The following is a 25,429-nucleotide window of genomic DNA, read 5'->3' on the forward strand; positions in this document are numbered from 1 at the left end:
GAGCGGCTATGCAAGCCGCTCTCTTTGATTGACTAGAACGGAATTTCTGTTTCCGAATCGCCCCAATTTTCCAGGTTAAGTGGCTCCGAGTTAGCCTCTGGTAGCGCATCTCCAATTGCTCGCACAAATTCAGGCAGATGTTGTCTGACATCAATCCGAACTTGAGCGGGCATCTCGATTAGCGGCTTTACCAGATAACGATTTCGCTCGTAGTCATTTTCATGGATGTAACGCGACTCGTAAACGAGACGCCATTTCGACTCATGTTTTTCCCATTTGAGCTTGATTCGCTCCGTGGCGATTTGCTCGCCATCGCTAATCCTCACCCAAGGTTTTTCTTCCAGCGAGTGCTCGATTTCAATGCACAAACCGTGTTCAGATAACCAAGCCTCCAATCGCTTGATGTCGTCTGATATCTGATCGAGATTGTTAGTGAGATTGAGAAGACGCGGAGCAGTTACTGACGCTGCCTCACAGAGCGCAGAGTCGTGAAAGTTTATTCGATTGTCCATATATACTCCTAAAACATTCGACGAGTTCAGCAATCAAGCTGAAGACCAATCAAGGCGAGAATGTCCACTCAAGGCTAATGGGTCCAGTCAAGGACTTGTTGATCCTACAACGTCTTTTGCGTTTTGTCAGTACGCCAAATGCATATACGACAGACTCCGGTCACGTTCGGAAGAGTAATCCTTCACATTGAATAAGTTGCACCACAGTTTTCGCAAGAGCCGCAGAAGCTATTCGCTACTTTGTTCGAAAGAAACTAGCCAAATTAGCTGAAATCACTCGAACGAAGAACTGCCAATTTAGCGGACGCTATGTTAGGTTTGCCACTTGCTGATTATTTGTCGACTGATCAAACAAGGGCACAGCTAAATGCTGCGCCTGACAAAGCGCGGATCTTCCGTTATGAATGAGAACACCGTCGACACCAGAACGCTCACAGGAGCGCAAGGAACTCAGTTTGTCGACACAGAAGCCTCAACTGTCTCCGTGTAAAACCAAGCCAGGCAAGCGTTCTCACTCATTGTCGACATCCCTTATCCTGCCTTCGGAAAGCAACACCTACAATCAATGGAGCAACATCAAATAACAAGGCGATAACCAACAACTCAGGCGCAGCAGAAACAAATCAACGGGGGCAACATTTTCAATCGAGGAGCCTCGAACAAAATCAAGGCGAACCAGATCAAATATCAACGGCCAATATTCATTGGGTTCTCCAATCAATGGAGCGAGATCTTTCAATTTCGCCAGGATGGTTTCGACATTTATATATCGGTGTCTGACAGACCTTAATCACAATACATTTGTCAGCTTCAGGAATCACAGTAAGCTGACGACATGAGCGGATCACGCTTAATTCACAAAGGAGCTTGAAAATGATCAATCAATGCTTCGTCAGCGGTAATGTTGGCAAAAAACCTGGAAGCAAAAAATTTGAATCCGGCAAATAACTCGCTCGCTTTTCCATCGCCGTCAATCAGTATTCCAAAACCAACGACCAGCCCGAATCCCTCTGGCTAGACATCGAGTGTTGGGACGGCGTCGCTGAGCGTCTGCAAAAATGTGACCTCGACGAAGGCAAGCGAATCACCGTGGTCGGATCGGTTGCTCCTAATGTCTATCGACAAACAATCGGTAGCGAATCCATCACTCACCGCAGGGTGAAACTGAAGATGCGACTTTTGAGGGCTTTGGTTATAAAATCGCCGAAGAGACTGTCGAGGAGGCGGAGCTTTTAGTCAGAGAAAAGTCGCCGACATCAATGAAGGTGGTTGCTGCCGGAACCTGCAAACTTGCATTGAAGCGGTGGTGCCGCCTAACGTGTGAAATTGGCAGGAATAGTGAAAGGCGGTGAAAGTCGTCTTTTGTTATTCCGAAAAAAATGAAGGTGATGTCCTTCAATCAAGGGCCGATAGCGGAAAGGTTGGTGTCTGCCAAAGAGTTGATAAATCAACTCTTTTTCTGATAGCAAGCTTGGAGCGTTATGCAAATGTATCGAATACATCGCCTTCGTTTTTGACGGAATAACAAAAGGCGACTTTCGCCGCCTTTCGCTATTCCTGTCGATTTCACGCGTTAGGTGGTATCACCGTTTCAATGCAAGTTTGTGGGTTCTGGCAGCAGCCACCTTCATTGATGTCGGTGGCTTTTCTCTGACTAAAAGCTCCGGCTCCTCGGCAGGCTCTTCGACGGTTTTAGAACCAAAGACCTCAAAAGTCAGCATCTTCAGTTTCACCCTGCGGTGAGTGATGGATTCGCTGCCGATTGTTTGTTGATAGACATTAGGAGCAATCGAGCCGACTACGGTGATTCGCTTGCCTTTGTCGAGGTCGCATTTTTGCAGACGCTCAGCGACGCCGTCCCAACACTCGATGTCTAGCCAGAGGGGTTCGGGCTGGTCGTTGGTTTTGGAATACTGATTGACGGCGATGGAAAAGCGAGCGAGTTGTTTGCCGGATTCGAATTTTTTGATTTCAGGTTTTTTGCCAACATTACCGCTGACGATGCATTGATTGATCATTTTCAAGCTCCTTTGTGAATTAAGCGTGATCCGCTCATGTCGTTAGCTCACTGTGATTCCTGAAGCTGACAAATGTATTGTGTTTAAGGTCTGGCAGACACCGATATATAAATGTCGAAACCATCCTGGCGACGACCAGCCCGGCTCCGTATCTCGCTCACCAACATTCTCAAACCAAAGCAAGATCACGAACACACCGAACAGACACTAACTCCGACTCTCGGCTGCGACGACCACCCGCCAAACAGTTTCTATGGAACAGCGACAATCGCGACACCGAGTTTACTCACCAAGGATTTATCGCCAAAACCTCTTTAGACACGAGGAAAAGCTACCGGCGTTTGAGGACACATTTCCTTCAAAAGCAAGTCCGAATGCGATCTGCACCACTGCGAATATGAATTCGGCAACACCAAAAGAATATTCTCAACACATTGTAAAACCGCACTAAAACCAGTGAAGTCAGCAAAAGATAGATCCACACAAATCCGTAACTTGACGCTGGGGGATCGCATGCCAGGCTTGATGCCGGGCAGCCCGCGCGCGGTAACACCAGAATGCGCCACTACCATAAAGACCGCGCACGGCGCTGCTCCGGCTGCCTGAATGCATGCGATCCGGGACCCAGGGTCAAGTTACTCTCATACAATCGATCATAAAAAGGAGCACCAAATATATTTCAAAATCATCAAATTTCAAGAAACATACACGTCTTTCAGACGTCTGTATAATTAGTCGCAAGACAAAAGTTTAAAACCTAACTCCGAAGCCAAGCCAAGCGTAGTGTCTGTGCAGGAAGCAAGACACCGGTTGCCTGACTAAGGAGGTCAAATATGGAACCATTGTCCAATACTCTTTCTTTCGAGCGTTTTCGCTCAGAGCTTCTTACTCGTAAAGAAGCCGCCCTATACCTCGGTGTTACTGAACAAACCCTCGCAGTTTGGAAGTGCACCAAACGATACAACTTACCGGTCGTCAAAGTCGGACGACTAGTCAAATACAAAAAAAGTGACCTAGATCAATTCATCAAGATTCGCACGCTAGGTGCGTTTCCACCAAGCGCATCTTAGTTCGCTAAAACAAATTCGAAAGGTATTTCTGATGAAGACATATCCGATTCGCGTTCCACAAAATTTAAATGCTGCGCTCAATCTGCCGGCATTTAGTGATAAATTCACAAGCCCCGTAAGAAAAACTGGACCACGTCAAAAACGTCGAAGACGCAACAAGCGAAAACAACGCCAAGTTTCGATCCAGTAAACCAGTTTCAAGTCTAAAATTTCAAAGTGAGAAGCCAGCCGAAACCAGCTTCTCACTTTGCTTTTATCGTCAATTACCGCATCATCTGCGATAACTTGGCTGCTCCTTCCTTCTTGGCGTAGTGAAGTCTTGACCTCACAGTACCAGCAGGCAAATTAAGCTTCTCAGCGATTTCATTCGTGTCAAAACCGTCAGCCTGGAGAACTAACACCTGCTGATACTTCGGCAGCATCTCTGCCACCACTCGATCAGCAGAGGCAATTAGCCAAGGGTCTAAGTGTTCAGGAGTATAGAAACCCTCGTAACTGCGCTCTATCACTTCTCCATGCTGAGGTTTGACCTTCTCAACTCGATGCATCTCAGCCAGTGGATTTCGATACTGTTTGCGAAGAAAGTCATTAACTACATTTCTGACCAGCGAACAAACGTAACTCTTTCTCGATTTACCAACCGGGATTCGGTTGCGTTTCTCAAACAATTTCAGCATCGCATCTTGCATGATGTCTTCCATCTCTGGATGCCATTTTAATTTGCGCACCACTATCATGTTAGTCAGATTTTGCATTTCTGCAGTTGTTTCTTTTGTCCACAATTCCATATTCATCACACATCTCCTTTTTGGGGTGTACGATGGGGGGTGCGGGGCTGTCGTCTCCGAAATCAACGCCGGCCAGTAGCTACCAGAAACGATTGATTTCGGAGACGACCGCCCCGATCATGGAAGACACCCCCTGTCGAGATGTTTTCTCGGCCAGGGGTGTCACAGCTAAAGACCATCAATCTACAAAAACGTGCTGATAAGCGACATCACGAACGCACCCGATTCGACCATCTCGAACAGGGCGAAGATCTCAGCTTCTTCCCCTCAAATCAAACAAAAAACGAGAGGCAGATTTGACAGCACAGAGGCACTAAATTCCCGACTCAAAATTTAGACTTAAGCTCATATCCAAGACTTCGAGCCAGTTCAAATAGAACTTGTTCCTGCGCATCTTGAGCTGTTCTCAACTCTTCAATGGCAGTTAAAACCAAGCCCGAACAATCGGCGCAAAAATGATCTTGACGCACATTAGCCTTCAACTCAAAGAGACGCAGAAAACATTCGTCCACAGCTCTATTGAACAGGTCTTTAACCAGCTCACTGTGGGCACTGATTTCAACCGACGACCTGCGGCTACGCAGATCGATTTCACCAGCATATAAACAACGAGGACGGTGTACATTCATGTGAAAACTCCTCGGTTGGCACTGCGGCTCAACCCTGAACATGACAAACAAAAAACATTCAATAACCGAATGCAAAAGGAAAGAGCGGATTGAATATCGATCCGCTCGGCAAGGCAATTTACGCAGCTTTACGACGCCTGTAAGCAAGAAGCTTTTTGGCAGTGTTCTCAGGAAACTGCTTATTCAACTTTCGCAGCAAGCACCAGGCATCGTTAACGATTTCCGGCTCGACGCTATTAGTTTCGTAGAGCAAATAAAGAAGGCTATTGCAAGCGTAGGTAGCCTCTTTCACATATCCCATCTCAAACATCGAGATGATTTTAAACAGCAAACAATCAGGCTCATCGCTGTAATTAACTTCAAGCACCAGATAGAGCTTGAGCAACAGCATCGATGCCATCGCTTCGTCTCCCTCCTGGTGATAAATATCAGCCAACGCCTCATATGGATAAAGCAGCTCTCGCGCCGATGATCCATGCTCAGCTTCAATTGCCACAATCGCATCATGAAGCATCAATTTCTTTTGGGCAGAATCTTTGATTGACTCACACCGTTCATGCAAACGACGCCAATTAGGTTTGTTATTAGAATCCATATAAAATCACCTGTAAAAGTGGTGGCATAAGCGCACCATGTTGTAAAACCTTGAGTGATTCACGCCGTCGCACAGTGGCAAGATTGCTCACAAGCGGAATATTCACTTGAGTAGATTGACGAACCGATTGAAACCCTGTTCCACAAAGCGATTTTGCTCAAAATTGATCAAAATTACTGACCTTAAACAGTCACTGGAAAGACGACAGATTTGCTAAAAAGACGGGCTTCATTTAGGCTAATCAAAGGTCGTAGACCAATCTAATAAAAGAAGACAGCAACACAGAGAGGTTTGCAAACCCAAACCGAATTGACCAGGCTCGCAAACAACGATAAAAATATGGCAGTGGACAGAAAAGAAATGGCAAAAGTATACCGGCTCAAATCAGATGAGTCTTACGAAGCCGCGCAAGAATGCTTGAGAAAACAGTTGTATCGAGCAACGTGCAATCGCTCATGGTATTCGGTAATGCAAATCATTACAGCCGCCGTCTACGAAGATTTAAACGAACTACCAGCCAACGATAAACCAAACTGGACACATGAACGGCAAAGCAGCCTCTTCAGAAATTTAGTAAAAAAACACAAGGTCTGGCAAGAACATCATGCACTGGCTGCGGAAATAGATATGATGAGGGAAAGACGCAACGACGCAGACTATTTTGCGCCTCACGAATTGCACGCCAATTCGCAAGCAGCAGAACGTTCGTTAGCCGTCGCAGGGAAAGTAAGAGCAGTAATTTTCCAGTTGATGAGCGAAAACTGGAGCTCTCAGATGACTTCAGTCAAGGACGGTAAAGGATGACAGCAAAGGAAGTATCAATTCAAGAGTTTGCAACCGGAGACCGCAATTAAAAATGCAAACCAGCCAAGCTTTACTGGCAAACAATCCAAACGCCACTCGTAAGGAAAAGGCGATTATACGTCTCTTGGCAGAACGAGCGCAGAAGGCTTGTCCGGGAGTTAAAATTCGCTTCGTTCAACGTGATATCGATGCTCCGGAGACACTATTGATAGTGGGTTTGCAAACCCCAATAACAGAAGCTGCTGAAAATTACGCTTTATTCGCAGTTCCCCATGAACTATCAGAACAATATGAAAATATAGTGCTGACTGTCACACAAAGAGTCTCACCCATAGAGGGAAAACAACTACTCAAAATCCGCAAACTCTTGAACAAAGATCAGCTCGCTAAAGATCTAATCGAACCTGCGCCAATAAGTCTGCGTAAGCGTATTCACGATCTAACTTGGGATTCTGCGGCATTAGTGATTTGGATTTTGTTATTTGTGGTTGGTTATGCGACTGGAACTTCGCATCCGCATACACCGCCGAAAATCGACCGTGCCCAGTTAACACCACCGCCGGTGAAGACTGTAGAAGAAACCGTCAACGAAGCCATGCGTCGAATCGATGAAGAAATGGCTAACAATGGGACTTTGCGATTAACTCCAGAACAATTGCAGAAGCTTCAGGAAAGCAAAATAAATCTTGGTAAAGCGCTGAAAAATTTGACGCACGTAAAGTATCCGGAATTGGAAACAACCTCTCCTGGTTCATCCAAGATCCCACCTTCGCAAACGCGGTAGACTCCGCGCATTGTTGTTTTCATTTTGTTTTACAAAAGACTCGGCTACTAGACAACAGATGATTGGATGAATAACGCTACGTTACGATTCAGTCTCATTACCGCTACTCTCAAGCATGCATATTGCTCGTTCTAACAATACACCGACACAGGGATCTATGATGCGGTAAAAGATATTAACGCCACTACGTCTGGTATCAACAACTTTGTAAGCGGCAAGCTTTTGCAGCTGATTTGAGACTGCCTGAATCTTCATATCGAGAGCCTGACTTAGATCGTTTACGCACATCTCGCCACTAATGCTTAGAGCATGCAATATCCGAAGCCTGGTTTCGTTTGCCAGTGCTTTAAAGAGATCTTCCAGGTCGGCCGCTTTCAATTGACTGATCAGTTGCGCGTTAATCTCTTCCTTACTCAGCTGTTCGCAAGCTTGCACTTTAACTTCCATATTTCTATCACAGCCATTATACATTAATCCGTGTAATCGTGTAATATAAGACTATTGCTCAACGACAGAGGTAAATATCATGTCAGGAGCTTCATGTGTGGATGCCTGCAGCAATGCGATTTCCTATGCTAAAGAAAAAGGCGAAACGTATGCTGCATTGGTTAGTGTAATTGAGGACTGTGTAGCACTGTGTGCACTCAGAGAAGAATTTCAAAAGCGAAGTTCCGCACTTTTGGCTCAGATAAAAACTCTATGTGGCGAAGCCTGCTCACGATGCGCTTCTGCATGTGAATCTATGGATGATGAAAACCTGGCTAACTGCATAAAAGACTGTAGAGAATGTTCAGATAACTGCAAATAGACGGTCTCACTCCTACTGCCAGCTCTCAAAACGCAAAACGCCATTGAAGCAAGCCATATAAGCGTCGCCAGTCGTAGAAGGTTAAGGTAGTTTGCCGTCCGTTTAGACGAAATTTTGAGCCCGTACAGTCCCCAGGAAACTCTGATTGACAAATCTCCATTATTTCGATAATATTGGAAGCATGAAAACAACAAATGCGGTCAAAGCTTTAGGAGCTTTGGCGCAAGAATCACGTTTAGAGATTTTCCGGATGCTTGTCCGTAGGGGCAAGGCGGGTATGGCCGCAGGAGCACTGAGCGAACATTTCTCCATGCCACCAGCAACAATGTCATTCCATTTAAAAGAACTCAGTAACTCGGGTTTGATAACATCACGCCGGGAAAGTAGATCAATTATTTATGCGGCCAACTACGAACAAATGCAAGAGCTGCTCGGGTTCTTGATGGAGAACTGTTGCGCCGACAATGGAGGTAAGTGTTAATGAAGAGATTCCACGTACACGTAGCTGTGTCAAATTTGGAGCAATCAATCAAGTTTTACTCCACATTCTTCGATGTGCCACCGTCAGTGACTAAAGAAGATTACGCAAAGTGGATGCTAGATGATCCTAGGATAAATTTCGCTATCTCAACCCGTGGTAGAGAGCCAGGTCTAGATCATCTGGGCATCCAGGTGGATGATAGTGATGCTCTCAAGCTTATTTCAGCGCGTCTCAAAGCCGCAGAACAACCGATATTGGAACAGGAGCAAACCACTTGTTGTTATGCAAAAGCCGATAAAGCTTGGGTTCATGATCCACAAGGTATTGCATGGGAAAGTTTTTACACAACTGATAGCGCCACTACATATGGTGAAGATGCAGACTTCACGACTCAAACGAATTCAGCTTGTTGTGCTCCAATGCCAGACGCCGTTCCAGTATCAATCAGTTCAAGCAAAAAGGAGTGCAGCAAATGAAAGTAATCTTTGCTTGCGTTCATAACGCTGGACGCTCACAGATGGCAGCCGCATTTTTCAACCAATCGGCAGACCCGACAAAGGCGCACGCAGTTTCCGCTGGAACTAAACCCTCTGAGAAGGTGCACGATTGCGTTACCGCAGCTATGAACAAAGTGGGCATCGACCTCTCAGCAGCAAAACCACAACTGCTAACCGAAGAACTTGCAAAAGACGCAACCTTTCTGGTGACGATGGGATGTGGTGAGGCGTGCCCTTACATACCTAATTTGAAGCGAATCGATTGGCCACTACCAGATCCGAAAGGCAAATCAGACGACGAGGTTTGCCACATTCGCGATGAAATCAAAATGAGAGTGCTCCGGCTTCTCAACGATCTTAATGCACTAAAATGCTGCGATTTAGAAGTATCAAAGTAATCGAACAAAATAAGAAATTTTCAGTGTAAAACATCATGAAAGTTGTCAATCAACCCAGCCCGTTCACTTGCTCAAACAAAATCGACCACCGGCATCTAACTACGAGAAAAATTATGACCGAGACAGTTACACCACTAAGGGAAAAAATCAATGCGCCTCAAATAGGCTTCTTTGAAAAGTGGCTTACTGTATGGGTCTTCCTTTGCATTGTGGCAGGCATTATTCTCGGACAGTTAATTCCCGAAGTCTTCAGAGTTATAGGTTCGATAGAAATAGCCCAAGTAAACATTCCCGTCGGTGTTTTAATTTGGGTAATGGTCATCCCAATGCTGCTAAAGATCGACTTCAAATCAATCGATCAAGTTAAACAACATTGGCGCGGAATGGGCGTAACGCTTTTTATAAATTGGGCGATCAAGCCGTTTTCAATGGCATTGCTGGGATTCATCTTCATCAGACATGTCTTCGCACCATATCTTCCAGTCGGTCAAATCGACAGCTATATCGCTGGTTTAATTATTCTGGCAGCGGCTCCCTGTACGGCTATGGTGTTCGTTTGGAGTCAATTGACAAAAGGTGACCCATATTTCACACTCAGTCAGGTTGCTGTAAACGATCTGATTATGGTATTTGCCTTCGCTCCTATAGTCGGACTGTTGCTTGGACTTTCATCAATTACGGTGCCGTGGAACACGCTTCTAATTTCAGTTGGTTTGTACATCGTTGTACCCGTGATAATTTCACAACTCTGGCGTGGTATGACGCTCAAAGGCGGACCAGAAGCGCTTGAAAAAACACTCAAAATGTTAAGTCCACTTTCGTTGGTCGCACTACTCACAACATTGGTTCTACTGTTTGGCTTCCAAGGAAAGGCTATCATCCAACAACCGCTAGTAATTGCGATGCTGGCTGTACCAATATTGATTCAGGTGTATCTAAACTCCGCATTGGCATACTGGCTGAATAAGCGCTTTGGTGTAGCTCATTGTGTGGCTGGACCGTCCGCGTTAATCGGCGCCAGCAACTTTTTTGAACTTGCAGTAGCGACAGCAATCAGCCTATTCGGATTTAACTCAGGTGCCGCACTAGCTACTGTTGTAGGTGTTCTTATCGAAGTCCCGGTCATGTTGTCTGTCGTAAAAATCGTCAATTCCAGTAAAGATTGGTACGAGAGAAACACCGCAAATTAAAGCACTGAAGATCATATAAAGCTGTGATTGCTGATAGCTTAGAAGCCGTCAAAAGCTGGCTCTTCAGTGAGCGATTAATTGCACTATGACTACAGATGAAGACAAACTGCGTACGTGTCACAAAGGTTTCGAAAGCACCATCCTTCCGACGAATCGGAAACTCCATATGAAAGGGCTTTGCAAGGCTCGCTTTCCAACGTTCTACTACCTTCGGCAAAATAGTAGGATCGTGGACTTTTTCCCAACCCCAACCTTCCATCTCTTCAAAGTGGTGCCGGTGTAGTCATACCAGCCTTGGTTATAAAAATCGATGTGACCGTCAGCTTTTGCAGTCCAACCGAGTTGTGGCATAAGATCGAATAAGGCACAGAATTGAGTTGCTTCTTCCTCAGCCTTAGCATTCACCGCGTCTTCGAGCGGTTATTTGAAGCGTGCAATTCACTATTTGCAGTTTCTAAATCCGCTGCTTGTCGCCAACGCCTTATTAACATCGTCCAACTCTTGCGGACAGCGCGGACAGACTAGATAGATCATTGCTTCGACGGCTCTCACCAGACCGAATTTGTTCGAGAATTGTTTGAAAACATTCAACACGCCAAGTCCAACTATGCTTTCAAAAAGTGCAATGTACAGATGGTGATAACTCAAAAGCCGTATATCTCATATCAACCGATCGATAAAGGCTTGGCAGGTCCTGGTCTGCTTGCAAAAAAATGCCACTGACAAATTCTGATTGCATTTGCGTCCTTGAATATTTCCATCAATTGTTCGATGGCGGATAGACTCCTTAGCCTCTGTCAGTCCGTTCAGGCGATGAGATGAGCCCCTGCGCCTCATACTGGTGGATTGTTTGTGAGCTGACGCCAAGCTGTTTTGCGACTATGCCAACTAAAGATTCCTTGTTTATATTGTCACTATAAACCCTCTAATATATTTGAGAGTCAAGAGGCGTTTTGGAGTTGCGTGTTGTAAACAGATCGGTCGCAATGAAGGAACAAGCCAGCGGATATGAAACTCGTGCAATCTAGGCAAGGCAATGGATTTGCCGGTCGGGAAGGGCGACGACATTCGCGAAGCAATTTCTAAGTGTTGTACAATGTCCCAGCGTGTACTCTTGCAAGGGAAATATGGTCAAGCGGCTCATCTGTCTGATTTTCGCCTTCATCGCAGCTGCCAGTAGTGGCGGCTGGGGGCGGGCTGCCTATGCTGGTACACAGGCTTGCGCCAGCCCAATTATGGCATGCTGTGCAGGTAAGACACATTCTTGCTGCGAGACGAAAGCCGCAACTGGCAGCGAGCAAGCGGCGTCTTGTGGTTGCAGCGGACAACCGGAACCACAAGCGATGAGCTGTTCCGTGTTCAAGCTTGCACCGGAGCTTTTAAAAGTCGTTGTTGTGGCGTTGATTTCGCTAATCGGTCTAGCTTTTGCAATCGCGACCTGCTCGCTTAGATATTTTGAAATTGATTGCTGGCGACCGCCCAAGATACCGCTATTTCTTTTCTATCGAGTCCTAAAAATCTAAAAACATCCCTCTTCTGATCTGGGCAAAGCTGGCTGTCAGCTCTGCCTAAGTGTGTTCGTCTAGAAGGGGGCTGGCTGGTTTCAGTCAGCATAAAGAACTTGGCACAAGATACAAACGCCTATTCGCCTGCGCGTCTATGGCTAAAAAAGAATATTTGGTCTTTAACTTCACTCGCTGTCGTAGTGCTGGCGTGCTTCTTCATCGTTCAGCACTTCAAAAAACCTGGACAGATGAGTGTCATCGAGTCGCAAGCCATGGACATGACGGCCATGAAACCGACACGTGGAGCCGTCCCAGTTGCTGTTGCTGCTGCTAAAGAAGATGAGCTGGATGCGTCAGTCACATACACTGGAGCAGTTCAGGCGTTTGAAGACGAGGACGTTTATCCGCGCATCACAGGACGGATTGTGGCAATGCCAGTCTACCCGGGTGATAGGGTCAAGCCAGGTCAACTACTGGTTCAACTGGACCCGGCTGTAAACTCGGAATACTCAGCTAAATTGCAAGAATCGCAGTATGCAGCCGATGCAGCGGTACACAACTCAAGCATTGCTAAAGAAGAGCTGACGCAAAAGGCATTTGATCTAGATGCAGCAAAAGCAGCTGAGGATGCTGTACTAGAAGAGCTGAAGCAGGCCCAAGCAGATCTCGATTACTGGACGGCTGAAATATCCCGTGAGACCAGTCTTCTCAAGACGCAGGTGATTTCTCAGCAAGAATTCGATGACGAGCAGAACAAATACAAGCAGGCGAAAGCCAAAGTAAAACAGATGACGTCGAAGCTGGCGCAGGCAAAGAATGCACGGCTTTCAGCCTTCGCTGCATCCGAGGCAGCAGCTCACCATGTCGGTCATATCATGCTTACTGCCAAAGAAGCACAAGCCGCACAGCAGACGGCGGAGATAACCAATAGCTATACACGCATCCTAGCGCAATCACCAGGCGTTGTCACGAAGAGACTGATCAGCCCCGGAGTGACAGTTAGTCCCGGCATGATGATTTTGAAAATCAGTCACATGCGAAAGGTGCGTGTGCAAGCGCAAGTGGCTCCAGAGGACGCTGCCAGAATAAGCGTGGGCAATTCGGTGCACATAAAAAATGCGGCCAATGCAAAAGAGGAAATTGAGGCGTCGGTCACCGCCTTGTTTCCTGCCGCCGATCCAAACACTAAAACAGTTGTTGTCGAGGCATTAATAGACAACGTCGGACGACCGTTGGGTGCGCATGGCGTGAGTACAGTGAAAAATTTAGGCACATTCCGACTGCTACCTGGCGAATACGTGGTTATGCGTATCAGCGTAGGTGAAAAGAGAGCAGTGGTCGTGCCATCTAGCGCCATTATTTGGCGCAACGGCAAAGCGCAAGTTTGGAAAGCGCAAGGCGGCTCTGGCAATAAAACCGGCAGCTTGTATACGTGCCTAATGCACCCGGAAATAAAAAGCCCGCAACCAGGCAAGTGTCCAAAATGTGGCATGGAACTTGTTCCTACTACCGCTTCAGGCTCCATGACAGCACAGCTTGCAGATATTGAAGTTGGTCTGTCGAATGAAAACGAAACCGAAGTTGTCTCAGGTGTAAAATCCGGCGACTCAGTTATCTATGCCGGTTTTGCCAACCTGCAAGATGGCATGCCAGTGGTAGCAACTGATTGGGATGACAGCGGTCCGGCAAAGCTGCCGGAGGCTTCAGCCGTCCAACACAACCGGCTGGACGCAAGCAATAAATTCAGCAAGCAGTTCCGAATCAAAGACATTTATGTATCAACGACGCTTGAGACTTCAGGTAATGCCCGAAACAATTTTGTTTGTCTATTGAAAGACTTGCAAGGCAAGCCTGTAGAACACGCAAGCGTAAATGCTAAAACTTCGATGCCTAGCATGTCGATGGCGGGCCCAAATTTGAGCGCTGAAGAAAAATCCGGCGGCCGTTACGTGTTTACAACGAATTTTATGAGCGGTCTGTGGCGCATTGATCTAACGATAAACGGCGAAGAAATATCGGTGGATGCAGACGTACCATGAACCACGGCCCATCAGCAAAAGAACACTTCAACATTTCGGCTTGGTCGATCGATCATCCCTATACTGTCTTTGCCTTTTTTCTGGCAGTGATACTGCTAGCGGTGGCAGCCATCGGCTTCTATATGCCCAAGAGGTTGATGCCTTATGTAGAAAGTCCAATGATAGGCATTGTCACCATGCAACCGGGTCTTTCCGCCGAGGACATGGAGCTTTACATCAGTAAGCCCATAGAAGAGCGTATGGTGGACATCAAAGGCGTTCGCTACATCCGCTCGTCTGCTCAGGAAGGCTTCTCGATGGTGTCGCTTGAGTTCCCTTACGGCACAGATATGAAGCGGGCTCTGGTGGATGTGCAAGCACTGATGAACGTAGTGCAAGCAGATCTGCCAGTTACTGGTGCTAACCTGAAGCCTTCATGGGTTCTGCCGATTGACCCCTTGAACTTGCCAGTTTTAACGTACAACCTGTCGTCTAAAACCATGGACCCTGTGCGGCTGCGCGAGCTTGCTGACAATGAAATCACCAATCGACTGAAGCGAATTCCGCATGTTTGGTCAATTTATACTTTTGGCGGCTTTAAGCGTCAGATGCAAGTCTTAGCCAACCGTGACAAACTGTCTGCCTACGGTTTGTCGATTCTGGATGTGCGGGACGCTCTAGACAAGCAAAATGTGGCACGTCCGGCCGGCAGAATAACCAATCGGGCAAATGAATCGATTGTTCGTGTCGACACTTTAGCCAAAGACCCGTCACAAGTGGCAAATTATCCGCTCAAAGCGGCGGCGGAAAGCATTGTCTATCTCAAAGACGTTGCCAAAGTAGTAGATACCTTTTGGGAGAAGCGGGCAGCCTACCATCATGTGCACGACGGACGGATTGACGAAGGCATAGAAGTAAGCGTCATCCAGGAGCCCTCAGCCAGCAGTCCAGAGGTTATTCGCGGCATAGCAAAAGAAGTCGAGGAAATCAAAAAAGAATATCCGGCGCTTGAGTTTCAAATCAGTTATGACAACTCTGATTTTGTTCAGATCTTGATGAACAACATGGTCGAAGAATTGCTTGTGGCAGTGCTTTTGACCGGTATTGCCGTGTATTTATTCATCGGCGATTGGCGCGGCACTTTAATCTCGATGATCACCATTCCTATTTCACTTTCGATGGCTATTTTGTGCCTGATACCGCTTGGAATGACATTGAACAGCTCCACCTTGATCGGGCTATTGCTCTCGATCGGGCGGCTTGTAGACGACTCGATCATCGACATTCACTCAATTGAAAGACATCTGCATATGGGCAAAGACCCGCGCACGGCGACGATCGATGGCATCACAGAAGTGCGCCTGGCGGTGGCAGCTTCGACTTTAGTTTTGATACTTGCTCTAGTGCCTCTTCTTTTTTGTGGTGGCATTGTAGAGCAAATGTTCGTAGGGCTTGTCTGGCCGATTATTTTTGGTCTGCTGGCGTCATTTTTCGTTTCATTGACACTAACTGCGGTGTTAGCCGAAAAAATTTTACGCGTACACGATCTGTCCAGAGAGCCAAAGAACCGCATCGAAAGAACCATACAGAAAAACATACTTTTGCCCTTCGACAGATTTTTGTCCAATCTGGAAGAGCGTTATGGGCGGTGTGTGGCGTGGATGTTAGAGCATCGCTTCTTAAATATGACGCGCATTTTGATCACCATAGCTATTGGCTTTACCTTTTACAACTTTATTGGCAGTGAAATGATGCCTCTAGCCGATGTCGGGCAAGCGTATGGCGTTTTGGAAACTGATGCTGGATCTTCCTTTGAGCAAACAGAGCGCATCACGCGGCAAGTTGAAAAACTGATGCTCAAACACCCCGAAATCAAGCACGTATCGTCTGAAGTAGGCGTTGACCCTGGCGGCACTTATTTCAACGGCTACAGCATGCAGCAGGCTAACACAGCCACGTTCATGATTACGTTGTCGGACAAAGACGCGCGAAAAAAAACGATCTGGCAAATTATCGACTCTGTGCAATCGAATGCATTGAGCCAGATACCAGGGATCAGGCGACTGCAGATAAAAGAGATGGGCTCTGACGTGATGGCGAGCTCACAGGCACCTATTTCAATTCTTGTTACCGGTCCGGATTTGAAAGTGGTGACGATGATGGCTGAGCAAGTAGCTCAAGTCGCCAAGACCACTTTTGGTATGCACCAAGTGGCCACCGACTGGGCGTTGTCGAAACCTGATTGGGAGATAAAAGTCGATCAAAGGCGGGCATTGGAGGTGGGTCTTACGCCCCAGCAGGTAGCCGATCAAGCCTACTATGCCATAAACGGCGCCCTGACTAATGAGTTTTACCGTTTGCCTAATCTCAGGCAACGGACAATCCAAGTTCGCTACGACGAACCGCAAAGAAAAACGCCTCAAGAGCTGCTTTTGATGAAAGTGTCAAATGCAAGTGGTGAACAAATTCCCCTTAAAACCATAGCCAGCCTTAATTTCAGACAGGCGCCGTCGTTAATAAATCATGACCAGATGCGGCGAGCGGTAACTGTCATGGGCTACTACCGCATCGGCGAGCCCCCGTCGATGGACACATCAATGGACGTAATGATGAAGGCGATGGCGAAACTCAACTGGCCGCCCGGCTACACCATCGAGATGCGTGGCGACATGACCCAGATGATGGATTCGTTTTCGCGTTTATTGGTGGGGCTGCAATTGGCGATTGTCTTCATTTTCCTTTTGCTAGTCGGTCAGTTCAAAGGTTTTCTGCAACCGCTTCAGATGATCTTTTCCCTGCCCCTTGAATTGGCTGGTGTTTTCATAGCTCTTTGGTTGGCTCATCAAGCCTTTTCCACGGTATCAATTATGGCCGTGATTATTCTGACAGGCATGGACATTACTACTGCGATTTTGCTTATCGACCAGATTATGCGCTTCAGGCATGAGGGAATGCCCAGGAACGAAGCCATTATCAAAGCTTGCCCGATTCGTTTGAGACCGATTTTGATGACATCGGTAATCACAATCATCGTCATGTTACCTGTGGCGTTGTTTCCCAAAACTGGCATGGATGCTTATTCACCACTTGGAACAGTTATTGTCGGTGGACTTTTAATTGGCACTTTGCTCAGTCTTTTTGACATACCGATCATGCATGCCTACGTTGATGATTTCAGCAACTGGATTAAAAGAAAGCTTCCAGGGGCGGAGGTGCGTGACTGATGAGAAGACTTAGTCTAGCGCTTTCATTTTTACTGATGGTGTTTTCACATTCGCCAACACAGGCGCAAGATGCGCCTTTTTCTGAACCACAGGCAACGACGGAGCAAGAAGTAGGCGTCAACAATCCAATCAAACTGACAATTTCCGCCACAGCACTTGGCTCTGATCTACCGACTGTGACCGGACCGCTGACGATGGACCAGGCAGTGCAGTCCGGCTTGAAAAACAACCTGGATAACAAGCAATCGCTTTTGGACACGGAAATATCGAGGCTTAATAGTCGGGCAGCCCTGGCACGGTTTGGACCGAACATCTCCTTGAGCACCTTTTATTCGACTTCATCGTTGAACCAGATGCTTTTCTACCCAAACGATGGCGTTGTAGCTTCGGCACCAATGCAACCAATAGTTAGAGGAAGCTCCTTTAGCACGATAGTGGCAGGTGTGCAGCCACTCTTCACAGGCGGCTATCTGCGGGGTAATTATCGGGCTGCAAAGTCGTCAGAGCGTCAGTCGCTAGCTAAGTATCAACAGTCTCGCATTGACATAGCCAGAACGATTAAGCAAGCGTATCTTCAATGCGTTTGGAACCGAGCCCGCTTGCAAGTCGACACTGATTACGTCAAATTCCGCACTTTGTCCACATCAAACATGCACCAGCGGATGGTTGATGGTAAAGCACCAAGAGCGGACTTTTTGCGAGAAGAGGCGGAATTGGCTCAGGCAAAAGCTCAGGTGAATCGAGATTATCGAGACTTCAACGTTTCGATAATCAACTTGAAAGCAGCCATGGGAGCAAATTTAAGTTCGCTCATCGATGTAACTGAAGGCTTAAACTACGCACAAAATCAAAAGGACCTTAATGGATATCTGAACGCTGCCGGCACCAATCGGCCGGAAATAAGACAGGCTCAGTCGAAAGTTGAGGAAATGAAGGCCAGGAAGCTGATTGCAAGAAGTCAGTACCTGCCACATGTTGATCTTTATGGACTAGGAAGCAACATAACAGGCACCAGTCCTGATGGCACTGCCGAAGGCAAGTTTGGTGGATTTGTCAGTGTAATCGGACATTACACCTTGTACGATTCCGGGCAACGCTCAGCACAATTGCATTCGGCTCACAAGGCAATTACACAATCTGGATATGCGCTTCAGCAAACCAGACTGAAGGTAGCTCAAGAGGTGTCGACGGCCTGGGTAGACCTTGATTTAAGTGCACGGAATGTCGATCTGGCTAAGTCCCAGGTTGTCTCAGCCGAAGAAGATTTTCGCTTGATAAAAACCCGCTACAACATCGGTAAGTCGACGGCGCTCGAACAATTCGATGCCGCCGTCAAGTTGTATCGGGCGAGACTAGCTCTTACCGAATCGATCTACAACTACCGACTGGCTCAGACGCAGATTGTCTGGGCAAGCGGCGACATCTAAACAAGGAGAAAACAAATGATCAAAGCAACGTTAAAAGCAGCTTTATTGGTGACTTTTCTGACTAGCTCCACTAGTTTTGCTAGTTTCGCCCACGAAGGTGAGAGTGACAGCAAGCCTTCTGGAACGCAGGTGGGCACCGTGCATGGCGTGATCGGAGACAGCATGTGCAAAACGGATCACAAAGGAATGATCAAGAGTGGCAAGTATGGAAAGACTGATGCCGACTGCATCGCTAAGTGTCTTAAAGATGGCATGAAGTTGACTCTTGAAGATCAAAAGACAAACACCTCATACACGTTCGTCAATTCAAAAGAAGCCAAAGCCTTCGCTGGCAAGAAGGTTGCCGTTACCGGACACATCGATCACACCAACAAAGTAATACACATTCATTCCATCAAAGCAGAAAAATAGGCAATCTCAGAAGGAGGGAGAAAACCGTGGCGGAGTCAATTTTTCAAGGGTTAACTACAAGAAACATTCAAATAGCCCAACTAGGGTTGCTTCTTGGCGGGATCTCCCTCCTGTTGGTGGAGATCAGATTCGAGCACCAGGCAGTTTTGGCTGACAAATGGCAAGCGTGGATACCTATTACTTATCTGGCACTGGCGCTTTTGCTAGGTACTGTCGCGCTTGTGTGCTTAAGGAGTTTCGGCAAAAATTTGTTAATTGTCCTTTTTTCCGGACTGGCGGCTTTGGGCATAGCGGGCTTTTGCTTTCACAGCCTGGGCAAACCGGTCAAGCAAGTATCCGAGGTTGTCTCGGTGGACTTTAGCAAACCTGGTCAACTCAAGGCTGATGATGGCGAAGAGTCACACCCACCAATATTGGCACCTCTGGCGTTGGTTGGGCTGGGAGTACTTGGGATCTCGACATGTCTGATAAAAACAGAAGGAGTGAGTTGATGCGGCGTTTTAGACTACCAAAATCATCGAACACTCAGGCAAAAATACCATTGGCTCTAATTCTCGCCTATCTTTGTCAAGCTCCTGCTTATGCTCAGCAGATAAGCCCGGCAGATGCCGGAATGCCAACCAAACTGGATGCATCTGTTTCGCAGTCAGACCAGGCTATAAGCCTGCCAGAGCTGCAAAAATTCGCATCGCAGAGTAATCCCACTTTGTTGCAAGCGAATGCCGCCATAGAGGCAGCCAGGGGGCGCGCAAAGCAAGCTGGTCTGCCACCCAACCCGGTCTTTGGCTTTGAAGGTGCCGAATGGGCCTTCCGGGGATGGAACCAAAAAGCGGAATATTTTGGCTTTTTCGAACAGACTGTGCCCTTGGGCGGCAAGCTCAAAAAAGCGCGCAAGATCTACGAACAAGAAGCCAAGCAGGCAGAGATAGAAGCTTTGGCCCAGAAGTTCAGAATTGAAAATTCAGTGTGCATAGCTTTTTATGAGGCGTTGGGTGCTCAACAGCAAGTTGACATCAACACTGAACTTTTAGGTGTCGCCCAGACGGCGACATCTACAACCTCTGAACTTTTCAACGTCGGTCAAGCCGATAAGCCAGACTTTTTGCAAGCGGAAATCGAGCTAGAAGAAGTTAAACACGATCTGGTAGTTGCTCAAAACACGTTAAACCAGAATTTGAAAGAACTTGCGGCTGTAGTAAACAGACCATTACCAGCCTCTATCCGGCTGTTAGGCGAGCTGGATGCACGTATTCCGGAATTTGACGAGAATGCCAAACTCACAGAATTACTAAATCAGAGCCCGCAAATCAGAGCTGCCGAAGTGCAGGTAGCAAGGGCTAAGGCGGTATTAGCGAGAGCTAAAGTTGAACCATACCCGGATATGTTTTTGCGCAGTGGTTTTGGTTACAGCTCTGAATTCCTTGATAATGGCGGATCTTCGCAATCGGGGGGAAGTCCGCCCCGCACTGGCGCGGAGATGAATATGCAGGTTGGTTTTTCGTTGCCTCTCTGGAACCGCAACCAAGGTGGTATCGCCACAGCAAAAGCCGAATTGGTGTTTGCCCAAAATGAATACAACAGGCTGAGACTAGGTCTGGGCATGCGTTTTGCGCAAACTCGCAATTCATATGTCAACGCCATCGACAAAGTGCGCAGGTACAAGAACGTCATTCTGCCGAAGGCAGAAGAGGCATACCGCTTGTACTTTGACAGATATAAAACGATGAGCGCCTCTTATCCACAAGTGATCATTTCACAAAGAACACTCTTCCAAGCGCGCAGACAATACATCATGGCTCTGGTTGATTTACGCCAGACAGCCACACAACTGGAAGGATTTCTCTTGACGGGCGCGCTGGATGCTCCAGCTATGCGTCAGGACACCACAGGTATGAATCAATTCGAGCTAAGCGGAGCACCAAGCGCGATTCGAACCGGACACGACAACGGTGCCGATACTGCCGGGCTTGTTATGCCTTAAAAGGATAAAAAATGAAATCGACAACTAAAATTTTGATGAAGGCTATGGTGGCAGTGAGCTTGCTGGTATCACATATGGTTACACCAGTATTTGGCACAAGCGTAAAGCATCCAAGTGGTAGCGCCCAGCAATCGAGTGGACAACCGATGGTTGTCACCCCAGATCTACCGCATCTTCCATGGAGGATGGAAAACGGCGTCAAAGTTTTCCATTTAACTGCAGAAGTTGTGGAAAGGGAATTGCTTCCGGCATCCGAGATGGGTCCAGCGAAACGAATTAAAGTCTGGGGCTATAACGGAACCGTGCCGGGCCCGACAATAGAAATCAATGAAGGCGACCATGTGCGCATCATTTTTCATAACAACCTACCGGAAGATACGACAATTCACTGGCACGGATTTGAAGTTCCGATTGCCATGGATGGAATGCCCTTTATCAGCCAGCCTCCCGTAAAGCCTGGTAGAAGCTTCGTTTACGATTTCACGCTCCATCAAAATGGCACTTACTTTTATCACTCGCATGGCGCTATGCAAGAAATGATGGGCATGATCGGCTTATTCATCATTCATCCCAAGAAAGTCTATGCTCCTCCAGTGACAAGGGATTTCGGCATTATCGTTCAAGAGTTTGCAGTGTTACCGAACAACGAAATTGCTAATTCCATGGCTATGGAATTTAACTGGCTGACTATTAACGGAAAAGCCGCTCCTGCCACAACACCTCTAATTTGCAAACTTGGCGATCGAGTGCGAATTAGAATAGTCAATCTCGGCATGGATCACCATCCCATCCATTTGCACGGCAATCAATTTTTCGTCACTGGAACTGAAGGTGGTCGCATTCCTAGTTCCATTTGGTACCCTGGCAATACAGTACTCGTTGGGGTCGCCCAGGCTCGTGATATCGAGTTTGATGCAAAATACGTCGGTGATTTCATGCTTCATTGCCACTTACCACATCACATGATGAACAACATGGTATCGAGCGTGGGACCGTTGTCCCATGTCGGTCAGGGCATGCATACTGGCATGGGAATGCAAGAAGGCATGGGCATTGTTCGTGAGGGCAATGCCACCGGTGAAAATATCGGTCCAGGATTAGGACGCGGTTTGGGGATAACCGCTGATAGAGAGCAAAATACCTCACATGTAATCGGTCATACACCAGAAAAAGTCACACCAAATGCCGAACAATCATTATCCAGTTCGCCCTCTTTAGGCAGCGATGCAAACACGAGAACAGCCGTTGGTTACCCGCAAGATGCAACGATGATGATGCCGATGGACGCGGCTGTAGCAAAGCCTGAAAATAACGGCCTGGCGCCAGGGTGGTCGGCTGCTCTGCAAGGTATGATGTCTCTTGTACGCGTTTTACCTGCCGACAAGTACGACAAACTCATGGCTGACATCAAAGCCGGACGCATCGACCCTGCTCAGATGAAGGGCATGCAAATGGATAACATGCCTGGCATGAACATGAATCAGGGCGACATGAAAAACATGCCCGGCATGGATATGAAACACGACACCATGAAAAACATGCCCGGCATGAACATGAAGCACGACAACATGAAAAACATGCCCGGCATGGACATGAAGCACGACAACATGAAAAACATGCCCGGCATGGACATGAAGCACGACAACATGAAGAACATGCCCGGCATGGACATGGACATGAAGCACGACAACATGAAGAACATGCCCGGTATGGACATGAGTGACGAAGGAAGCAAAAAAACAAAGATGCAAAAAACAACGCCCGTGAAAACCAAGCCTCCAGTGAAGAAAAAAGCCGCACCATCAATAGAAGAACAAATGAAGCTGAACCCCAATATGAAAATGTAGATAACTAGAAGGAAACGACGCCTTGGATTCAGATTTAAATGTCGACTTGATCGTCCGGCTAATCACAAGCTACAAAGCCGATCCTGAATCGGTCTACAACACCTGGTTTTCAGGAAGCGACGAGCGACTGAAAGCCTTTCGCTCGATACGTTTAGGTGTAAAAAAGACCTACACCGCAATTGCCGCTGGCACATTCGGAAATGACTTTCGCGGTTCACCGCTGGAAGTGGTGATGACCGCAATTACAGAGCAAAAGCAAGTGTTTGCGGGCGCCGCGCATGCTTTCTACTGGAAGCCCAAATTGCGAATTCCGGACATTTACGAGAACGAAGACAACAAGCGAAAGTTTGGAAACTTCTTGGAGCTCTGCTATTCCAATTCAAGAGAGGATCAGATTCTGGAGCAACTTTCCAGGTTGGCGTCTCACGAGATCAAGGGACTCGGTCCAGCAGTGTCAAACATTGTTTATTTTCTGCATCCGACCATAGTTTTGCCGTTTAACACAGCCATGGTCAACGGATTCAATGTGCTGACTGGGGAGAAAATCAAGCTTGGTTCGTGGAAAAGTTATCTAGAAATGCGCGAGATTTGCGCGGAGCTGAACAGCAATCCGCAGTTGAAAAGCCTGTTATCAAAAGATTTTGGAGCGCTGGCAGGATTGCTTTTTGAAATTGGCAACGGTCGCATTGTCTTTGGTGGCAACTACGAATCTGTTTTGTCCCAGGTGAATGAGCGCGCGAAAAACATAGTCAAGACCAGACATAACGAGGTTTTATCCGAGCAGCTTGAAGAGTCAGAACACACTCAAACACAGCATTTGCTTATTAAAATTGGGCGGGCGTTGAAATTGAATGTGCATGTTGCCAAAAACGACAGACATAAATCCTGCAACGGCGAGGCATTTGCCCAACTTACTCTGTCCGAGTTACCACTAAGAGAACGAATGCATCAGGATGTTTACGACACGATCGGCTTAATCGATGTGTTGTGGCTAAACCACGAGGGTCGCATCGTAAGCGCCTTTGAAGTGGAAAAGAGCACTTCCATCTATTCTGGAATTTTGCGCATGGAAGACTTGATGCGTACGCTTCCCGATCACAATTGCAACTTCTTTCTTGTGGCTCCAGACAGAAGAGAAAACGAGGTGATTGCACAGTTCCAGAGACCAGCTTTTAAACAATCGTTGTCTGAAATGTCGCTGAGCTACATACCTTTTACTGAGCTTAAAACTCACTGTGAGGGATTGTGCAAATTTGGTGATAACCACAAGATAATGCACAAGATCGCTAGGCACTGCACCTGTCCGAACTGATTGAGGTTAAGCATGCAGCATAATCTACCACTCGTTCATGCAGAAGGCATAAGACTTGCTCGCACCGGTTGTGATGGCATTTTTCACGTCCGTGTGATTGATAAGGGAGCGAAAAACCGGCTTTCTTGGGACCGCTTTGTACGATTGCAGGCAGCAGCGGAACAAATAAAAACAAACTTGACGGCAGCATGCTCCGTTCTCGACGTTGGTGGCTATGAGGGCGCACTTGCGTTCTTTCTTGTCGAGAGTGGTCATTCCGTCGATGTGCTCGATCCCGAAACAACCGGGGGGACGGCAACTTGCATAAACGCTGCTGATTTCAGTTACGAGGTCGTCACGGCTGTCGATGTTCTGGAGCATATTAGTCCCGAGCAACGTCAGACTGCCATCTTTGAATGCGCTCGAGTCGCATCCAAGTTATTGGTGCTCAACTATCCTTGCCGGGAGAGCGCTCCGGCTCAGGAATTGATGCTTAAACTAACCAACAATGCTTTTGTAAGACAGCATGTTGAGTGGGAATTGCCAGATAGCAACTGGGTGGTTGGCGAGCTAGCGGAAGCGGGTTTTGACTGTCAAATTATCCCGCATACAAATCTGGGCATTTGGCTCGGTCAGTATCTTGTGCAAAATTTACTGCCCGAAGTGGCGCCAGCACTCAATGCTGCTTTGATTGCACGTCACTCGGCAGAGCCATTCAGCAGTCCGCTCTATCACCTAGTCGTCGCAATACGGGATTGAGAGACCCCGTCGACGCTCGAACGAAACATAGTTTTTATCAGAATCATTAGCCGGAAGTCGGCGTTCTTACTTCGCATGAACTACCAGGGACAACACAACATTGTTCAGAGTTATTTCGGTAATTCCACCAAACCGCAGCGCTTACCGCAAGGGTGGCAATGCCTGCACTGATCAGCTTTGCCATAGGGAGCACATTGGCACCAAAGAGCGTCAACCAGATACCCAACATCGGCGAGCCGCAGCAACCCAAGAGAAAGCACCCGCCGCCGCAAAATAATGCTGTTAAACCGGCACTGCCAGCCGCCATGTTTCGAGCCGCAGTTGACCGGATGTCAATGTACCGCCTGAGCGAATCGGCAGCAAAAGCAAATCCTAGCGCGCATGAGTAGCCT

The 25,429-nt window shown here is 47.3% G+C and carries 25 protein-coding genes and 1 pseudogene; 19 read left to right on the forward strand and 7 right to left on the reverse strand.

Features of this window, described 5'->3' with window-relative positions:
* Positions 1-32 precede the first annotated feature (32 nt).
* Positions 33-512, reverse strand: a complete 480-nt coding sequence (locus EKK48_24130; protein RTL37199.1) for a hypothetical protein — start codon at positions 510-512, stop codon at positions 33-35.
* 963 nt (positions 513-1,475) lie between these two features.
* Between EKK48_24130 and EKK48_24135 the strand changes: the two genes are divergently transcribed.
* The gene (locus EKK48_24135) at positions 1,476-1,748 is read left to right on the forward strand and encodes a hypothetical protein (protein RTL37299.1); all 273 of its coding nucleotides are present in this window, start codon (positions 1,476-1,478) and stop codon (positions 1,746-1,748) included.
* Between the two features lie 347 nt (positions 1,749-2,095).
* Here EKK48_24135 and EKK48_24140 read toward each other — a convergent pair whose 3' ends face one another.
* Entirely contained in the window at positions 2,096-2,530 is a 435-nt protein-coding gene (locus tag EKK48_24140; protein ID RTL37200.1) for a single-stranded DNA-binding protein, read from the reverse strand.
* Positions 2,531-2,641: 111 nt separating this feature from the next.
* On the opposite strand from EKK48_24140, the gene EKK48_24145 reads away from it, so the two are divergent.
* Both EKK48_24145 and EKK48_24150 read left to right on the forward strand, forming a co-directional pair.
* Entirely contained in the window at positions 2,642-2,848 is a 207-nt protein-coding gene (locus tag EKK48_24145; protein RTL37201.1) for a hypothetical protein, read from the forward strand.
* Positions 2,849-3,363: 515 nt separating this feature from the next.
* The gene (locus EKK48_24150) at positions 3,364-3,600 is read left to right on the forward strand and encodes a DNA-binding protein (GenBank protein ID RTL37202.1); all 237 of its coding nucleotides are present in this window, start codon (positions 3,364-3,366) and stop codon (positions 3,598-3,600) included.
* Positions 3,601-3,863: 263 nt separating this feature from the next.
* Here the strand turns inward: EKK48_24150 and EKK48_24155 are convergent, their stop codons facing one another.
* The 3 genes from EKK48_24155 to EKK48_24165 all read right to left on the reverse strand — a co-directional run bounded on the left by EKK48_24155 (position 3,864) and on the right by EKK48_24165 (position 5,612).
* A complete protein-coding gene (locus EKK48_24155; protein ID RTL37203.1) occupies positions 3,864-4,394 on the reverse strand; it encodes an RNA polymerase sigma factor in 531 nt (176 codons plus the stop codon).
* 320 nt (positions 4,395-4,714) lie between these two features.
* The gene (locus EKK48_24160) at positions 4,715-5,017 is read right to left on the reverse strand and encodes a hypothetical protein (GenBank protein RTL37204.1); all 303 of its coding nucleotides are present in this window, start codon (positions 5,015-5,017) and stop codon (positions 4,715-4,717) included.
* Between the two features lie 118 nt (positions 5,018-5,135).
* Complete coding sequence (locus EKK48_24165; protein ID RTL37205.1) at positions 5,136-5,612, reverse strand: hypothetical protein; 477 nt, start codon at positions 5,610-5,612, stop codon at positions 5,136-5,138.
* Positions 5,613-5,951: 339 nt separating this feature from the next.
* On the opposite strand from EKK48_24165, the gene EKK48_24170 reads away from it, so the two are divergent.
* The gene (locus EKK48_24170) at positions 5,952-6,416 is read left to right on the forward strand and encodes a HEPN domain-containing protein (protein RTL37206.1); all 465 of its coding nucleotides are present in this window, start codon (positions 5,952-5,954) and stop codon (positions 6,414-6,416) included.
* A 52-nt stretch (positions 6,417-6,468) separates the two neighbouring features.
* A complete protein-coding gene (locus tag EKK48_24175) occupies positions 6,469-7,200 on the forward strand; it encodes a hypothetical protein (GenBank protein ID RTL37207.1) in 732 nt (243 codons plus the stop codon).
* Between the two features lie 81 nt (positions 7,201-7,281).
* Here EKK48_24175 and EKK48_24180 read toward each other — a convergent pair whose 3' ends face one another.
* On the reverse strand, positions 7,282-7,647 hold the full coding sequence (locus tag EKK48_24180) for a transcriptional regulator (GenBank protein RTL37208.1): 366 nt from the start codon (positions 7,645-7,647) through the stop codon (positions 7,282-7,284).
* Positions 7,648-8,189: 542 nt separating this feature from the next.
* On the opposite strand from EKK48_24180, the gene EKK48_24185 reads away from it, so the two are divergent.
* The 4 genes from EKK48_24185 (at position 8,190) to arsB (ending at position 10,574) form a co-directional block, all read left to right on the forward strand.
* Entirely contained in the window at positions 8,190-8,489 is a 300-nt protein-coding gene (locus EKK48_24185) for an ArsR family transcriptional regulator (GenBank protein ID RTL37300.1), read from the forward strand.
* A complete protein-coding gene (locus EKK48_24190) occupies positions 8,489-8,965 on the forward strand; it encodes a glyoxalase/bleomycin resistance/dioxygenase family protein (GenBank protein ID RTL37301.1) in 477 nt (158 codons plus the stop codon). The genes EKK48_24185 and EKK48_24190 overlap by 1 nt, the downstream gene beginning before the upstream one ends.
* Positions 8,962-9,384 (forward strand): arsenate reductase ArsC, encoded by a 423-nt coding sequence (locus EKK48_24195; GenBank protein ID RTL37209.1) that lies wholly within the window; start codon positions 8,962-8,964, stop codon positions 9,382-9,384. Before EKK48_24190 ends, EKK48_24195 begins: the two co-directional genes overlap by 4 nt.
* A gap of 113 nt (positions 9,385-9,497) precedes the next feature.
* Positions 9,498-10,574: an ACR3 family arsenite efflux transporter gene (gene arsB / locus EKK48_24200; protein ID RTL37210.1), complete on the forward strand. Its 1,077-nt coding sequence runs from the start codon at positions 9,498-9,500 to the stop codon at positions 10,572-10,574.
* 787 nt (positions 10,575-11,361) lie between these two features.
* On the opposite strand, the gene EKK48_24205 is transcribed toward arsB, so the two are convergent.
* Positions 11,362-11,481: a MerR family DNA-binding transcriptional regulator gene (locus EKK48_24205; protein ID RTL37302.1), complete on the reverse strand. Its 120-nt coding sequence runs from the start codon at positions 11,479-11,481 to the stop codon at positions 11,362-11,364.
* Positions 11,482-12,195: 714 nt separating this feature from the next.
* On the opposite strand from EKK48_24205, the gene EKK48_24210 reads away from it, so the two are divergent.
* From EKK48_24210 to EKK48_24255, 10 genes and pseudogenes are all read left to right on the forward strand, one after another.
* Positions 12,196-14,118, forward strand: coding sequence for an HlyD family efflux transporter periplasmic adaptor subunit (locus EKK48_24210; GenBank protein RTL37211.1), 1,923 nt, complete (start codon positions 12,196-12,198; stop codon positions 14,116-14,118).
* Positions 14,115-17,321 (forward strand): efflux RND transporter permease subunit, encoded by a 3,207-nt coding sequence (locus EKK48_24215; protein RTL37212.1) that lies wholly within the window; start codon positions 14,115-14,117, stop codon positions 17,319-17,321. The genes EKK48_24210 and EKK48_24215 overlap by 4 nt, the downstream gene beginning before the upstream one ends.
* Positions 17,321-18,748 (forward strand): TolC family protein, encoded by a 1,428-nt coding sequence (locus EKK48_24220; GenBank protein ID RTL37213.1) that lies wholly within the window; start codon positions 17,321-17,323, stop codon positions 18,746-18,748. The genes EKK48_24215 and EKK48_24220 overlap by 1 nt, the downstream gene beginning before the upstream one ends.
* A 15-nt stretch (positions 18,749-18,763) precedes the next feature.
* A complete protein-coding gene (locus tag EKK48_24225) occupies positions 18,764-19,159 on the forward strand; it encodes a hypothetical protein (protein ID RTL37214.1) in 396 nt (131 codons plus the stop codon).
* Between the two features lie 26 nt (positions 19,160-19,185).
* The gene (locus EKK48_24230; protein ID RTL37215.1) at positions 19,186-19,650 is read left to right on the forward strand and encodes a hypothetical protein; all 465 of its coding nucleotides are present in this window, start codon (positions 19,186-19,188) and stop codon (positions 19,648-19,650) included.
* A complete protein-coding gene (locus EKK48_24235) occupies positions 19,620-21,140 on the forward strand; it encodes a TolC family protein (protein ID RTL37216.1) in 1,521 nt (506 codons plus the stop codon). The genes EKK48_24230 and EKK48_24235 overlap by 31 nt, the downstream gene beginning before the upstream one ends.
* A gap of 35 nt (positions 21,141-21,175) precedes the next feature.
* Positions 21,176-22,552, forward strand: a pseudogene (locus EKK48_24240) (copper oxidase).
* A 481-nt stretch (positions 22,553-23,033) separates the two neighbouring features.
* Positions 23,034-24,299: a hypothetical protein gene (locus EKK48_24245; GenBank protein ID RTL37303.1), complete on the forward strand. Its 1,266-nt coding sequence runs from the start codon at positions 23,034-23,036 to the stop codon at positions 24,297-24,299.
* A 12-nt stretch (positions 24,300-24,311) separates the two neighbouring features.
* Positions 24,312-25,037 carry a class I SAM-dependent methyltransferase gene (locus EKK48_24250; GenBank protein ID RTL37217.1) on the forward strand — a complete coding sequence of 242 codons (726 nt, stop codon included), beginning with the start codon at positions 24,312-24,314 and terminating at the stop codon, positions 25,035-25,037.
* Positions 25,038-25,195: 158 nt separating this feature from the next.
* Positions 25,196-25,426 (forward strand): hypothetical protein, encoded by a 231-nt coding sequence (locus tag EKK48_24255; protein RTL37218.1) that lies wholly within the window; start codon positions 25,196-25,198, stop codon positions 25,424-25,426.
* Positions 25,427-25,429 lie beyond the last annotated feature (3 nt).

It is taken from the genome of Candidatus Melainabacteria bacterium (assembly GCA_003963305.1).
Taxonomy (GTDB): Bacteria; Cyanobacteriota; Vampirovibrionia; order Obscuribacterales; family Obscuribacteraceae; genus PALSA-1081.

Coding starts and splice junctions, on each gene's coding strand:
- EKK48_24130 (RTL37199.1), bottom strand. CDS start 512: ATGGACAATCGAATAAACTTTCACGACTCTGCGCTCTGTGAGGCAGCG.
- EKK48_24140 (RTL37200.1), bottom strand. CDS start 2,530: ATGATCAATCAATGCATCGTCAGCGGTAATGTTGGCAAAAAACCTGAA.
- EKK48_24145 (RTL37201.1), top strand. CDS start 2,642: ATGTCGAAACCATCCTGGCGACGACCAGCCCGGCTCCGTATCTCGCTC.
- EKK48_24150 (RTL37202.1), top strand. CDS start 3,364: ATGGAACCATTGTCCAATACTCTTTCTTTCGAGCGTTTTCGCTCAGAG.
- EKK48_24155 (RTL37203.1), bottom strand. CDS start 4,394: ATGAATATGGAATTGTGGACAAAAGAAACAACTGCAGAAATGCAAAAT.
- EKK48_24160 (RTL37204.1), bottom strand. CDS start 5,017: ATGAATGTACACCGTCCTCGTTGTTTATATGCTGGTGAAATCGATCTG.
- EKK48_24165 (RTL37205.1), bottom strand. CDS start 5,612: ATGGATTCTAATAACAAACCTAATTGGCGTCGTTTGCATGAACGGTGT.
- EKK48_24170 (RTL37206.1), top strand. CDS start 5,952: ATGGCAGTGGACAGAAAAGAAATGGCAAAAGTATACCGGCTCAAATCA.
- EKK48_24175 (RTL37207.1), top strand. CDS start 6,469: ATGCAAACCAGCCAAGCTTTACTGGCAAACAATCCAAACGCCACTCGT.
- EKK48_24180 (RTL37208.1), bottom strand. CDS start 7,647: ATGGAAGTTAAAGTGCAAGCTTGCGAACAGCTGAGTAAGGAAGAGATT.
- EKK48_24185 (RTL37300.1), top strand. CDS start 8,190: ATGAAAACAACAAATGCGGTCAAAGCTTTAGGAGCTTTGGCGCAAGAA.
- EKK48_24190 (RTL37301.1), top strand. CDS start 8,489: ATGAAGAGATTCCACGTACACGTAGCTGTGTCAAATTTGGAGCAATCA.
- EKK48_24195 (RTL37209.1), top strand. CDS start 8,962: ATGAAAGTAATCTTTGCTTGCGTTCATAACGCTGGACGCTCACAGATG.
- arsB (RTL37210.1), top strand. CDS start 9,498: ATGACCGAGACAGTTACACCACTAAGGGAAAAAATCAATGCGCCTCAA.
- EKK48_24215 (RTL37212.1), top strand. CDS start 14,115: ATGAACCACGGCCCATCAGCAAAAGAACACTTCAACATTTCGGCTTGG.
- EKK48_24220 (RTL37213.1), top strand. CDS start 17,321: ATGAGAAGACTTAGTCTAGCGCTTTCATTTTTACTGATGGTGTTTTCA.
- EKK48_24225 (RTL37214.1), top strand. CDS start 18,764: ATGATCAAAGCAACGTTAAAAGCAGCTTTATTGGTGACTTTTCTGACT.
- EKK48_24235 (RTL37216.1), top strand. CDS start 19,620: ATGTCTGATAAAAACAGAAGGAGTGAGTTGATGCGGCGTTTTAGACTA.
- EKK48_24250 (RTL37217.1), top strand. CDS start 24,312: ATGCAGCATAATCTACCACTCGTTCATGCAGAAGGCATAAGACTTGCT.
- EKK48_24255 (RTL37218.1), top strand. CDS start 25,196: ATGCCTGCACTGATCAGCTTTGCCATAGGGAGCACATTGGCACCAAAG.